13 protein-coding genes are annotated in these 13,148 nt (G+C 65.4%); 7 read left to right on the forward strand and 6 right to left on the reverse strand.

The genetic code is table 11. The features are described 5' to 3' along the window. Positions 1-133 precede the first annotated feature (133 nt). Positions 134-931, forward strand: coding sequence for a Crp/Fnr family transcriptional regulator (locus FHG66_RS14185; protein ID WP_176556263.1), 798 nt, complete (start codon positions 134-136; stop codon positions 929-931). Positions 932-952: 21 nt separating this feature from the next. On the opposite strand, the gene FHG66_RS14190 is transcribed toward FHG66_RS14185, so the two are convergent. After that, a complete protein-coding gene (locus tag FHG66_RS14190) occupies positions 953-1,483 on the reverse strand; it encodes a sigma-70 family RNA polymerase sigma factor (RefSeq protein WP_139077733.1) in 531 nt (176 codons plus the stop codon). Between the two features lie 153 nt (positions 1,484-1,636). Between FHG66_RS14190 and FHG66_RS14195 the strand changes: the two genes are divergently transcribed. Then, positions 1,637-1,912: a hypothetical protein gene (locus FHG66_RS14195; protein ID WP_139077719.1), complete on the forward strand. Its 276-nt coding sequence runs from the start codon at positions 1,637-1,639 to the stop codon at positions 1,910-1,912. 206 nt (positions 1,913-2,118) lie between these two features. Here FHG66_RS14195 and iolE read toward each other — a convergent pair whose 3' ends face one another. After that, entirely contained in the window at positions 2,119-3,018 is a 900-nt protein-coding gene (gene iolE, locus FHG66_RS14200; protein ID WP_139077720.1) for a myo-inosose-2 dehydratase, read from the reverse strand. 303 nt (positions 3,019-3,321) lie between these two features. Here iolE and FHG66_RS14205 point away from each other — a divergent pair, with 303 nt between their 5' ends. From FHG66_RS14205 to FHG66_RS14220, 4 genes are all read left to right on the forward strand, one after another. Continuing rightward, positions 3,322-4,440 (forward strand): Gfo/Idh/MocA family protein, encoded by a 1,119-nt coding sequence (locus FHG66_RS14205; RefSeq protein ID WP_139077721.1) that lies wholly within the window; start codon positions 3,322-3,324, stop codon positions 4,438-4,440. Then, a complete protein-coding gene (locus FHG66_RS14210; protein ID WP_139077722.1) occupies positions 4,437-5,408 on the forward strand; it encodes a Gfo/Idh/MocA family oxidoreductase in 972 nt (323 codons plus the stop codon). Before FHG66_RS14205 ends, FHG66_RS14210 begins: the two co-directional genes overlap by 4 nt. A gap of 115 nt (positions 5,409-5,523) precedes the next feature. Continuing rightward, positions 5,524-6,561, forward strand: a complete 1,038-nt coding sequence (locus FHG66_RS14215; RefSeq protein ID WP_139077723.1) for a patatin-like phospholipase family protein — start codon at positions 5,524-5,526, stop codon at positions 6,559-6,561. A gap of 80 nt (positions 6,562-6,641) precedes the next feature. Continuing rightward, positions 6,642-7,163, forward strand: a complete 522-nt coding sequence (locus FHG66_RS14220) for a DUF4142 domain-containing protein (RefSeq protein WP_139077724.1) — start codon at positions 6,642-6,644, stop codon at positions 7,161-7,163. A 44-nt stretch (positions 7,164-7,207) separates the two neighbouring features. On the opposite strand, the gene FHG66_RS14225 is transcribed toward FHG66_RS14220, so the two are convergent. From FHG66_RS14225 to FHG66_RS14235, 3 genes are all read right to left on the reverse strand, one after another. Beyond that, positions 7,208-7,864 (reverse strand): ABC transporter ATP-binding protein, encoded by a 657-nt coding sequence (locus tag FHG66_RS14225; protein ID WP_139077725.1) that lies wholly within the window; start codon positions 7,862-7,864, stop codon positions 7,208-7,210. Between the two features lie 67 nt (positions 7,865-7,931). After that, positions 7,932-9,062 (reverse strand): polysaccharide biosynthesis/export family protein, encoded by a 1,131-nt coding sequence (locus FHG66_RS14230; protein WP_139077726.1) that lies wholly within the window; start codon positions 9,060-9,062, stop codon positions 7,932-7,934. A 125-nt stretch (positions 9,063-9,187) separates the two neighbouring features. Beyond that, entirely contained in the window at positions 9,188-10,489 is a 1,302-nt protein-coding gene (locus tag FHG66_RS14235; RefSeq protein ID WP_139077727.1) for a DUF2793 domain-containing protein, read from the reverse strand. A gap of 144 nt (positions 10,490-10,633) precedes the next feature. Between FHG66_RS14235 and FHG66_RS14240 the strand changes: the two genes are divergently transcribed. Next, entirely contained in the window at positions 10,634-11,449 is an 816-nt protein-coding gene (locus tag FHG66_RS14240) for an ABC transporter permease (protein WP_246082613.1), read from the forward strand. Positions 11,450-11,479: 30 nt separating this feature from the next. Here FHG66_RS14240 and FHG66_RS14245 read toward each other — a convergent pair whose 3' ends face one another. Further along, positions 11,480-12,850, reverse strand: coding sequence for a M10 family metallopeptidase C-terminal domain-containing protein (locus FHG66_RS14245; protein ID WP_139077728.1), 1,371 nt, complete (start codon positions 12,848-12,850; stop codon positions 11,480-11,482). Positions 12,851-13,148: the final 298 nt, after the last annotated feature.

The raw sequence follows: 13,148 nt of genomic DNA on the forward strand, positions 1-13,148 counted from the left end.
CACCCTCAGCATGACTTACTGCGGCCCATCCTGTCCTTGCATCGCTTTGTTCAGGCGTTGCGACTTTTCAGGGCAGCCCATCTTCAACATAAGTTATCGTGCGCTGACGAGCTTTCGTGAAGGGTTGCGTCACATGCGCAGAACCAGTCAACCATCGATCCACAATCCGCTGATTCACAAGCTCGAGCGCTATACGCGCCTGTCCGCTGACGATCGGGCTGGTGCGCTCCGGCTGTTCGATGAGCGTCACCAACGCTACCGTGCCAAGGATGATATCGTGCGCGAAGGGGACGAACCCCGCGTGATGCGACTGGTCGTGGAGGGTTGGGCCTGCCGCTACAAGTACCTCGAGGATGGGCGCCGTCAGGTGCTGGGCCTGTTCATCCCAGGTGACGTCTGCGACCTGAACGTGTTCATCCTGCGCGAGATGGATCATTTCATCGCGGCGGTCACACCGGTCACCGTCGCTCAGATCTCGCGGGAACTGCTGGAGGAGGTCACGCTCGGCAATCCGCGGCTGCTTCAGGCCCTGTGGTGGGAATCGCTGGTCAATACGGCGACTCAAAGGGAATGGCTGGTGAATCTGGGCCAGCGAACCGCCTTCGAACGGATCACGCACCTGCTCTGCGAGATCTATCTGCGTCTGCAGGCCGCCGGGCGATCCGATGGCCTGAGTTGCGAGTTTCCGCTGACCCAGACGATGATCGCCGACATCACGGGCCTCTCGACCGTGCATGTCAGCCGCACCTTCCAAGCCGTGCGGGAGGACGGCCTGGTGGAGATCCGGGACCGCATCCTGGTCATTCATGACCTCGATGCGCTGAAGGCTGCGTCGCTGTACAACGGGAACTACCTTCATCTCGGCCATGAAGGACGTCATCTGGATGCCAACGGGGGTGCCGGGGAGCCTGCTGCCGCGGAGCGGGAATGAGGCTCTGACGCCCTGTTGCATTCAGGAACGGTCCTCGTCCACCAGGGCTGCGAGAGCCACGCGGGCGCGGTTCAGGCGGCTCTTGACCGTTCCGACCGAGCAATGGCAGATCTCGGCTGCGTCCTCGTAGCCAAGACCCAGGACGGGGATCAGGATCAGGATCTCGCGGTGCGCAGGCGTGAGATCGTTGAGGAGCCGCTCCATCGTCTCGCGCGCCCAGAGATGGTCGGCCTGAGTGGATGGCGTGACGGCGCCAAGCTCGATCACCTCGCTGCCGGGCATCGTCTCTCGGCGGGCCCGGCGCCAGCGCGTGTTGAAGGTGTTGCGCATGATCGTGAACAGCCAAGCCTTGAGATTGGTGCCGTACTGAAAACTATCTCGGGCCGACAGGGCCTTCAGGATGGTGTCCTGGACGAGATCGTCCACCTCGGTCTCCTGCCGCAATAGCCGGCGTGCGAAGGCCCGCAAGGCTGGCCGCAGCTCAAGCACGTCGTTGTCGAAAGCGGTCGCTTGGTGATCGTCCAAGCGGGCATGCGGGTGCTGGCGGAGCATGGACACGGCTGGTTCCTCCATGGCCGAGCGGCCGGATGGCCCCCGTGGTCTTGGAGGAAGTCACATCGGAAAAGGCGACGCCTTAACCTATGCAACCTTGCCGTGCGATGGTCGCGAATTAGGCTCAGCCCCGTCAACAACGGAGAGCGTTTGATGGCCGAGCACCGACGTCGTGACGCTGTGGTGGGCAAGGCCCGCATCCTGAAGGCGCGCAGCCTGTTCTGCGACATGGCCTCTCGGATGGCCGATCCGGTGCGTGCCCGCTGCATCGAGGCGGAGTTGAACGACGCCTGGCTGCGTCTCCAGTTCGCGATCGTGACTGACGACCTTGGCCTGGAGCAGTCGGAGAGACGGCTTTGCCTGACGCTTCTCGACGAGGTTCGGCGCGGCCACGCAGCAAAGGGTGCCCGGAACCCCCAGGCGGCCTGACGAGACGCAAGCGTGGCAGCAAGCTTCAAAGGAGCGATGTGGGAACAGAAGGCCGAAACTTAACCCGGCGAGCAAGAGGGCGTCGGGGGTGCTTCGGCCAGGCAACTCGTCAGAGTGCGCAGGAGCCCTGGGACATCGTGACCAAAGTCAGCTCAAGCGTCGGCACCAGGGTGCCTTGAAGCAATGCGCCCGGACTCCGGTCCCGGTCAACGAACGACCTCGTAGCCTGCCAGCGCCATGACGCGGTGCAGCTCTTGGTTGCCCTTGGTCGACCATTCGAGCGGTGGAGCCTTCTTGGGATCCTGCTCGGCCTCGACCACGAACCAGCCCTCGTAGCCGTGGGACGCCAGCCGCTTCACGATGGCCTCGAAATCGAGCGAGCCGTCGCCCGGGACGGTGAAGGCTCCTTTCACCACGGCGTCGAGAAATGACTCCCGGCTGCGGTCGAGGCTGTCGATCACCTCCATCCGCACGTCCTTGGTGTGCACATGGGAGATTCGCGTATGGTGCTTGTCGATCACCCGCAGGACGTCGCCGCCCGCAAAGGCCATGTGGCCCGCGTCATACAGGAGCGAAATGCCTTCGCCCGAGTTGGCCATGAACAGGTCAAGCTCGGCCTCGGTCTCAACGACTGCCGCCATGTGGTGATGGTAGGCCAGAGGCATGCCCTGATCGGCGCACCACTCGCCGAACTCTGTCATGCGGTGCGCATAGACCTTCATCTCGTCATCCGAAAGCCTGGGCTTCGTCGCCAGTGGCCTGGACCTTTCACCCTGAATGGAGCGTGCCACCTCGCCATAGACGATGCAAGGGGCCTTGGCGGCGATGAACAGGTCCATCTGCGCGCGGATGCGATCCTTGTTCTCCTCGATGTCGCCGTCCAGGATCGTGCCCGAGAACCAGCCCCCGCAGACGCTGATTCCGTAGCGGCCCAGGATGGGGCCAAGCTCGTCGATGTCCATCGGGAAGCGGCGGCCGGTCTCCATGCCGGTGTAGCCGGCCTGCGAGGCCTGGCGCAGGCACTCTTCCAGGCTCACATCGTCCGACAACTCCACGAGGTCGTCGTTCCACCAGCATATGGGGGAGATTCCGAGCCTGGCCTTCATTCTTTGGTGCTCCCTGCAAAGGCGTCCGGTCCGCGCAGGTCCCGCGCGGGTTCGGGCCGATCTTTGCCACGGGGAAAAGGGGTGCGCCATGCCTCGTCCCGAGGATGCCACGCGACAGGCCGTTTCCCCGGATGGTCGAACGCCCGCTTTGCGGCGCCTTGCGTTCGGCAATCTGTTCGTTACCCCAATGGGCATCGGTCGCCCCGCCATGTCGAAGCCATGATCGGTGGAGCCGGTGCGATACGTGCTCGATCAATACGCGGGGCGGCTTGGCCCCTCGCTCATTGTGAACAGGGACTTCACATGACTAAACCCGTCCTCCGCGTCGGCCTGATCGGCTCGGGCTTCATGGGCAAGGCGCACGCCTTCGGCTACGGAGCAGCCGAGAAGGTGTTCGACCTGCCCTTCCGGGTGGAGTTGCACACCCTCGCGGATGCGAGTCCGGACCTCGCGCGCAACGCCGCCGAAACCTTGGGCTTTGCGCGGGCGACCGATGACTGGCGCGCCATGGTGTCGAGCCCCGAGATCGACGTCGTGAACATCACCGCGCCGAATGCCCTTCACAAGGACATGGCGTTGGCCGCGCTCGCCGCCGGGAAGCATGTCTACTGCGAGAAGCCCTTGGCCCCGTTGGCGCAGGACGCCCGCGAGATGGCCGAGGCCGCCGAGGCCGCCGGCCGCAAGACCCAGGTGGGATTCAACTATCTCTGCAATCCCATGCTGATCCTCGCCCGGGACATGATCGCCGCCGGGGAGCTGGGCGAGATCCGCAGCTACCGCGGCATCCATGCCGAAGACTACATGGCCGATCCGAACGGCGTCTGGGGCTTCCGTCACGACCCCGCCGGGGGAGGGGCCTTTGCCGACATCGGCTCTCATGCGTTGGCCACGGCGGAGTTCCTGCTCGGGCCGATCTCCCGGCTCATGGGCGATACCCTGACCGTCATCGACCAACGCCCCGACGGCCAGGGGGGGCACAAGGCTGTTGAGGTGGACGACATCGGCCGGGCCTTCGTGCGCTTCGCCAATGGGGCGTCGGGCAGCATCGAGGCGTCCTGGATCGCCATGGGCCGCAAGATGCAGCACGATTTCGAGGTGTACGGGACCAAGGGTGCGCTGCTGTTCACGCAGGAACGGTTCAACGAGCTTCACTTCTACTCGGCCGACGACCCTGCGGGTCGCCGCGGCTTCCGCCGGATCGAGGCCGCGCCGGATCATCCGCCTTATGGCCGTTTCTGCGTCGCGGCCGGCCACCAGATCGGCTTCAACGACCTGAAGGCCATCGAAGTGGCAGGTTACTTGGACGCGCTAGCCGGAAAAGCCCCCGAGCCGTTCAACTTCCGCAAGGGGCTGCGCATCCAGTCCCTCGTGGAGGCAGTGCATGCCTCATCCAGGGCGCAGGCCTGGATGGACGTGGCATGAGCCTCGGCGTCGGTGTCATCGGCGCGGGGGTGATGGGGGCGTACCACGCCCGTCTGCTGCGCGATTCCACAGGCGGAGCGCATCTTGCCGCCGTCTGCGATGCGGACCCATCGCGGGCTGTCCAAGCGGCGGGCGAGGCTCGGACCTTTTCCGACCCGCTTGCGCTGATCGCCGACCCTGGCATCCGCGCCGTAGTCATCGCCTCTCCCGACGCCACCCATGCGCCGCTCGCGCTGGCCTGCCTCCGGGTGGGCAAGCCCGTTCTTCTCGAAAAACCCATAGCTCCCACGGCAGCGGAGGGCTGGCAGGTGGTCGAGGCCGAGGTGGCGCTTGGCCGCCGCCTCGTCCAGATGGGCTACATGCGACGCTTCGACGGAGCCTACCTGGAGATGAAGGCAGCGGCTGATAAAGGCCTGATCGGCGCTCCGGTCTTGTTGCACAACATCCACCGCAATCCCGGCGCGCCTGATTGGTTCACCGGGCCCATGCCCATCACCAACTCGTTCGTGCACGAGATCGACGCCAGCCGCTGGCTGCTGGGGGCGGAGATGGTGTCGGCCAGCATCCATGCGGCTCCGGGCGGCGAGCCTTTGATGATCACCATGGAAACCTCTCGGAGCGAGATCGTCTCGTCCGAGGTCTTCATCAATGCCGCCTATGGCTATCATGTCCACGCTGAACTGGTCGGGCGCCGGGGGACCGTGGCCATGGCGGCTCCGGCGCTGGCGCTCGTGAACAGCGACGGCCGACAGGGATTCGGCTTTCCCGACAACTGGGTGCCCCGCTTTGCACAAGCCTACCGCGACCAGATGCAGGCTTGGGTGCGATCGGTGGCCACAGGCGTCCCGATCGGTCCATCGGCCTGGGACGGCTTCTGCGCGACTTCGGTGGCCGAGCAGATCGCCCGAGGCATGGCGCAAGGTAGGACGCAACTGGTTCTGCCTGCCCGGCCCTCGCTCTACGACTGATGCGGGCGCTGTCCGGTGCTCGGGTTGGCCCTAGGAAAGACCAGGACGACTGCGCTCATTTCCGGAACCTCACCCGGCCCATGCCGTTCGGCACGGGACCACGGGGAGGGCAGAGATGCTGCGTCGGGAACTGATCGAGGGATTCCGGACGGCGCTCGTCCTCGGGGGAGGAAACGCGCTCGGCGCCTATCACCAGGGCGTCTGCCAGGCCGTCCTGCCCCGCGTCGAACCCGACTGGTTCGTTGGATGTTCGATAGGCGCTGTCACGGCGGCGATCCTGCTGGGCAACCCGCCTGAGACCCGGCTCGACCGCCTGAGGGAGTTCTGGGCCGAGACCCGGCAGACTGATGCACCCTGGATCGGCCTCATGCCGCGCGAGGTACGGGCGCGGTGGAGCAACCTGTTTGGACTCCATGCGCTGCTTGCCGGCCGTCCCGGACTTTCGCATCTGCGGCTGCCGGGGCTCCTGTCGGCTCTTCCGTTCATGCCGCCAGACGTGTCGCTGCAGGATCACGGGCCGCTGGCGGCCATGCTCGACCGGCTTGTGGACTGGGGTCGGGTGAATGACGGGACCGTCCGCATGTCCCTGCTGGCCCTGGACATCGAGCGGGGCGAGGAGGTCTGGTGGGACAACCGCCACGACAGCATCACCGCCCAGCACGTTCTGGCCGCCACGGCACTACCGCCGCTGTTCCCCCCGGTCGAGCTGGACGGACGCCGGCTGTGGGACGGCGGCCTTGCGAACAACCTGCCCCTCGATCGAGTGCTCGCGGGAGAGCTGAAGGATCCTTGGCTGGTCATCGCCTCGGATCTGTACTCGCCCGAAGGGGACAGCCCCAAAAGCCTGGATGGATCGCTCACCCGAGCACAGGACCTGGGCTTCGCGTTTCAGTCACGTAAGCGTGTCGAAGGGCTGGCGCGGGAACGAGCCTTGTGGCGTCGGGCCGATCCCGAAGCGCCCTCTGCCGTCCTGGCTCATGTCGTTCACCATCCGCCCGCCCATCAGAGGTCGCTGAAGGCGTTGGATTTCTCGCGATCTTCGCTGGCGCAGCGCGCGGCCCAAGGCCGGGCCGACGCCGAGGCCATGCTGGCGCGGCTGGCCCAGGCTCCACGCGACGAACCCTTGGCGGTGCTGTCGAACCTGCAGGCGTGACCTCGCCCAAGGCGCGCGCGCATGCGGAACCATGCGACCGCCCCGTTGTTGTGCCGCCATTCACTCTTAGGGAGGTCACCATGGACCGTAGACAACTTCTCGCGGGCGGCGTCGCTGTCGCCAGTTTCCTGCCCGCCGCTCGCGCCCTTACGGCTCAAGAGGCGGCCCCGGCGGAAGGCGCTGCCGCCGGCGCCATGGACGAGGCCAAGATGGCCGCCCTCGAAGGGGGCATGTTCCTTATGCAGACGAGCCAGCTTGCTCAGCAGCAGGGACAAAGCGACAACGTCAAGGCCTTCGCGGAACTCGAAGTGGCTGAGCAGCAAGCCGTCGCGCGCGCCTTCGGCAGCGAAGGAGCCCAGATCCCGCTGCGCGAGGATCATGCCCAGATCCTCGAGCAACTCCAGCAGGCTCAGGGCGATGCGTTCGACATGGCCTATATCGATGCCCAGATCACGGGTCACGAAGAAGCGCGCCCCATCCACGAGCAGTATGCCGAGGAAGGCCAGGACCCGATGGCGCGCGGTGCTTCCATGGTCGGCGTGACCGGCATCGACAGCCATCTCGTGATGCTGCGCAGCTTCCGCCAGCAGATGCAGGGCTGACGGCCTTTCAGCCCCCGTCCGCTAGCGCGGATGGGGGCGTCTTCTCAGGCGTTCAGGTTCCGAAGATGATGCGCGATGGCGTCCCGCACGTCGTCATAGTAATGAAGTTGCCCATCCTCGAGCACCGCGCCAGCTTGGCACATCTCCTTCACTTGGCCGAGGGAATGGCTCACGAACAGGGCCCCCGAACTCTTCATCCGCTCTTGGAAGACGAGCCGCGACTTCTTCTTGAAAGCAGCGTCACCTACCGCGGTGACCTCATCGATCAGGTAGGTGTCGAAGTTGATGCCCATCGACACCCCGAAGGCCAGACGCGACCTCATCCCTGACGAATAGCTGCGCACCGGCAGGTGAAAGCTTTGCCCCAGTTCGGCGAAGTCCTCCACATACGCGATGAGGGCGTCGGTATCCACGCCGTAGATGCGGGCCACGAAACGCGTGTTCTGCGCCCCAGTCAGGTCGGGATGGAACGAGCCGGCATAGCCCACCGGAAAGGAGATCTGGCCGTCCGTCAGGATCTCGCCGCCCGAGACATCCATCGCGCCCGAGATCATCTTGAGAAGCGTGCTCTTGCCCGCCCCGTTGCGGCCCAGGAGCGCGACGCTCACCTTTGAGGGGAAGACGGCGTTGACGCTGTCCAGAACGGTCTTGCGGTGCCCTTCCAGCACGAAGATCTTGGACAGGTTGCGCAGCACGATCATCGGGGTCTCCGTTGCGGCAGACCCGGCCCTGTGGACCGCCCGTCATCTTCCGTCAAGCGAGAGGCCCCTAGTTGCTCAGGTTTCCGACCCGGTTTGCCAGTCCCACGGTGCTGCCCAGGATGGAGAACACCGTCTGGGCCGAGGTGACCCGGCTTTCCGTAGCGTAAACGAGGTCGCCTGCCTGGATGGGGAACTCCCCCGCGCTGAACAGCCCGTCCGCCGTGGTCAGGTCCAAGGTGAAGACGACGCGTTCCTGGGCGGGGCCAGTCCCATCGGCCCGCACGGCTGAGGCCGGGTACTCCCGCAGCACCAGGATTCCTCTGGGGTTCGCGCGCGAGTCCGTGACGCCCCCGATAATCGAGATCGCTTCGAGGGCGCTGATCTCGTCTCGGGGGAAGGGATGAACCGCTTCGCTTCCTGCTGCACCGAGCGACAGGAAGAAACGCTCGTCGGGCTCGACGATCACCTTGTCACCGGGGCGCAGCGTGGTGTCGAGTCCGGGCTCGGAGTACAGACGGTCGATGGATGTGCCGTAGATCGCGTCCCCCCGCATCAGGCGGATCTGCGGGTTATTCATGTTGGGCGGCACGCCACCGCCTTCGGCGATCAGCGACAGCACCGTATAGCTCTGGTCCCGCATGGGATAGGCACCAGGCCTATCCACGCCGCCCACGAGGTTGACCAGGGTGCCCCGGCTTTCCGCGACCTCGAGCTGGACCTGCGCCGAAGGCGTGACCTCGATGAAGCGGGCCTCGATGGCATCGCGCGCATGATCGGGACTCATGCCGGCGACGCGGATGTCCCCGATGTAGGGCATGAAGACCTCACCGGTCGAGGAGACGGTCACCGCTTCCATGGTGATCGCACGTTGGCCGGGTGCGGTCAGGAGGGAGTTGTCCTCGGTGTTCCAGAGGGTGATCGCCAGGACGTCGCCCGCCGCAATGATCCGATTGGCCGGGCCGTCCTGACGGCCGATCCAGCCCAACTGCTCCTCGGCCGGGATGGGCCAGGAGGCAAAGCGCGCCAGAGCGTCGCGGGTGACCCCCTCCACGGCGAAGTCGCGGACCGCTTCGCCCCCGGACTCGCTGCGGGCCCGAAGTACCTCGGACTCGAAGGCCGCGCCGCGCGGCAGGGCACATCCCGTGAGTGCCGCGCAGACCAGCGCACCAAGTCCCAGACGGAACACGTTCTTTGACATCCGGCCCTCGGTCCCAACCCTTTGCGCCCGCTTGCACAGCGGCCGTCCCGGTCCCATGCATACCGGGTGTGACACGGCCCGAAAACCCGTCGGCGGTCACAGCATGCGGAAAAACGCATCGAGCCTCAGTACCAGCGGCCCACCGCCATGACATCGAGGCTGGTGGCCACGCGGACACCGGACGTGTTCACGACCGACAGGCTGACCGACGTAGGGGATTTTGCGGTATGGCGCGCGGCCAGGGCGGTCAGCGCCGCGCCGTTCACGCCCATGGTCACGATCAGCCCGGTCGAGGATGCAAAGCCCTGGGGAAAGGTCCAGACCGTTTCGGCTGTGGCGGAGGTTGTCACCGTGTGCCAGCAGGTCTGGGTGCCGTCCTGCTGCCTTTGGCAGCGCCCGTTCGATCCCGTGCTGCTGTCCTGCACGGAGCCGCAGGCCCAGGCACTCCAGGCCCCGCCCGATCGGGAGCGCCCAAAGACAAGGCCCGCATAGACCCCTGCGGTGGACCCGGCCTCGGCCACGAGAAGCTGGGTCTCGCCCAACGCCGCGCCACGCTGCGAATGGAGCAGGGTTCCTCGCATGACCGAAGCGGGTCCGCCGCTGCTTCCTGCCGTCGTGTCATAGGCGTAAAGGCCGGGAACGATGGTGCCGTCCGTCACCCCGGCATTGGCGATCGCGGGCAGAGGACCACCCAGGCCGAAAGCGCCGGCCGTGAGCAGGCGCCCCGCTGTCGCATCGACAGGGCCGGTCTGGACTGCCGTTCCCTTTAGCGTCCCATTGATCACCGCGCCGGCCGGAAGCGTCACGACGCCCGTGGCGCGGGCCACCGTCAGCGCGCTGGTCCAAGCCGCCCCGTCGCTGACCTTGAGCGAGAAGTCGAGGCCGCCAGCGAGGCCCAGTTCGGCGTGACCGGTCCAGTTTGACTGGAACAGGAGGCTTGCGGTGTCGGGGGCGGCCGCCTTGTTGACGCGAAGCTGATGGCGAGAGCCGCGGTGGGTCAGGAGCGAGCCTTCGGACGCGACGGCCAGACGCGTCGAACTGTCCCAGGAGGCTCCGATCCCGAGCCCTTCCATGTTCTGAAGGGACGCTACCAGCGAACGCCAACTCCCTCCTACATGAACCCGGAGGCTTTGCCCGGCCTGATCCCAGGCCCGCCACCCTTCGCGAGGCACAAGGAACTGCCAGCCCGTCCCGTCCCAAAGCGCGAGCCGGCCGCCTTGCCCTGCCCAGATCCCGCTCGCGCCAGCCCCGACCTCCCAGACGTCTCCGGCCGCGGGCGAGACGGGCGGGAGGGTGGCGCTCCAGCCTTGCACCCGCAGCTGCACCACGGCGTCGAGCACCTGGAGCGCTTCGTTGTGGGTAACGTGCTTCTGGGCTTGGGCCGGCTGGAGATAGGGCAGGGCGAGAAGGGGCGAGGTCGCGGTCATGGGCGGTCCTTTGGGGCAGGGTTGGCGGGCCGAACCTAGTCCGGCGACCTTCCCGAAGACTGACGGCACCGCGCGTTGCCTTGCGTCCGGCGCCCCGTGGGCCCATGATGGCACGCTGCCCTTCCCGGTTCCCCTGGCTTGCCGATGACCCTTTCCCCTGACCCCACCCGGCTTCGATCCATCCACCGGCAGATGCCGTTCGCCACGAGCCGTGTGGTCGCCGCGCTGGTGCTGCGGGAAATGACGAGCACCTATGGACGCAGGCCTGGCGGCTACATCTGGAGCATCGTGGAGCCGATCGCAGGCATCGCGCTGATGACGTGGATCTTCATGACCGTGGGGTTCCGGAGCCCCGCGCTGGGCACGAATTTCGCGATCTTCTACGCAACCGGGCTGCTGCCGTTCTATGTCTTCGTCAACGTCAGCCAGAAGGTCGCCCAGTCGCTGAGCTACTCGCGCCAGCTTCTGGCCTACCCCCGGGTGACGGTGTTGGACGCGCTTGTGGCGCGCTACGTGCTGAACCTGATGACCCAGCTGCTTGTAGCCTATCTGGTGCTTGCAGGGCTGCGATTGCTGATGGACACGGGCACGCAACTGGTCCCGCAGCATGTGGTCCTGGGCTTCGCCATGGCCGCAGCCCTCGCGGCCGGAGTCGGCACGCTGAACTGTTTCCTGATGTCGATGTTCCCGCTCTGGTCGACGGCGTGGTCCGTGCTTACCCGGCCGCTGTTGTTCATCTCGGGCGTGATGTTCCTGGTCGACTCTCTGGCGCCCGAGTGGCGCAGCTATCTGGCCTGGAACCCACTGGTGCACATCATCGGCGAGGTGCGGAGCGGGTTCTATCACGGCTACGAGCCGTCCTATGTGTCGCCGGCTTATGTGTTCGGGGTGGCGCTTGTCACCGGGCTGGCCGGGCTCCTGTTCCTGTGGCGTTTCCACCGCGACATCCTCGAGGCCTGAGGACGTCGCGGTGGCCCCTTCTACACGGGTTCACACGATGAACAGGTCGTCGCCAAGTGCGGCGATGTTCGTGACGTTCTCGATCCGCAAGGTATGGTCATTGCCGAATTTGAAGAGGATGCCGTCGCCATCGACAGAGGCAAAGGCCAGCACCTTGCCGCTGGCCAGATCCCTTCCTCCCCAGAGCGCATCATCAAGGACGACGGTGTCCTGATCGTTCTGGAAGTCAGTGACCGTGTCGTGGCCGTTGGCGAAGACGAACCTGTCGGCCCCGAAGCCGCCCGACAGCCTGTCATTGCCCAAGCCGCCCTCCAAGCGGTCCCCTTGGCGGCCGCCCACGAGCATGTCCCCGCCTGCGCCTCCGAAAAGCTGGTCAGCTCCGTCGCCGCCTGTCAGACGGTCCGCTCCCGTGCCGCCCTCGAGGCGGTCGGAGCCGGCCTCACCCAGAAGTTCGTCGTTGCCACCGAGCCCCTTGGCCTCATCGGCGCCGGCACCGAGCCTGATGCGGTTGCCCGCGTCGTTGCCCAGTACATGGTCCCAGCCGCTGCCCGCGACGAAGTTTTCGATGACCGTGCCGTGCGCGATGCCAAGGTTGCCACGAAGCCCGTAGACGTTGGAGAACGCTCCGCCCGCTAGCTTGACGTCCTGTGCCTTGGTGTCGTTGCTGAAATCGATGGTGTCGATGCCGCCCGCGTCGTAGATCGTCATCGCATCCGCGGCTAGGCTGCCTGTCTTGCTGCCAAAGAAGTCATTGAGGTAGCTATTGATATTCGAGTCTACCCCGTACCTTGTGTGGCCTCCCGTCGGCCCACCTGTCGCGGCGCCGTACATCTTTTGGATGGCCATGATGTCGGCCATCATCGGGGTGACAGGGTGGGCCTTGTCCAGCTTGACGTCCGTGTTCTCCTGCTGATCGAAGTAGGACATGACCGTCTGCTGCCAGCTGTCGTTCTTGAACAGGGCTTCATCATAGTTGGCATTCACGCCGTAAGTCCCGGCATGGCCTAGGCCCAGCGCATGTCCGAGTTCGTGAATGTAGGTCCGGAAGGCGTAGTCGCCGACCTTTGCTCCGCTTTCGAGGTAGTTGGTGCCGATGTTGATCGTGGCGCTGTTGATGGTGCCATCTTCGATCCCCGTCACTTCGGTGCGGGCGCTGTCCACGTCGCTGTCGTCGAACTTGATCTGACCGCCGGAGGCGACCTCCTGGAAGTCGAGGTCTGCCACGGCTTCCCAGGCTGTCATGGCTTTGCGGGCCAGGCTTTGGCCTGCCTCGGTCAGCCCTGTCAGATTGACCGAGATCGTGCTGCCGGTGAAATGGTGCGATGGATAGCCTTCATCGTCCCAATGACCGTTGACGAGGTATTCAGCGAGTGTGCGGGTGTCTGCGGCTTTGGCAGCCATCGATCATGCCTTTGCTGGTGGGGAGCGGATTTCCTCACCAGACCGGGCCTGAAAGGTGGTATTATCAGGGCTTCTAGGCGGCAGACCCGAGGCCTATCCAGCAGATGGCGTGAACTTGCCGAGCCTGATGTCTTGTGTGGGCGTTCCTTTGCCATGTGGCATGATCAGAGGCGGCCCGGGGCGCTTCGGGGGCATGTTAAACAGACTACTTTTCCCTAAGAGCCTGGCTCGGAACTCTTTCAGCATGCGCAATGGCTTGCGATGCGGCGGGTGAGGAGGCGTATATGGGCGATGAGGA

The organism is Rubellimicrobium rubrum, assembly GCF_006152115.1.
Taxonomy (GTDB): domain Bacteria; phylum Pseudomonadota; class Alphaproteobacteria; order Rhodobacterales; family Rhodobacteraceae; genus Rubellimicrobium; species Rubellimicrobium rubrum.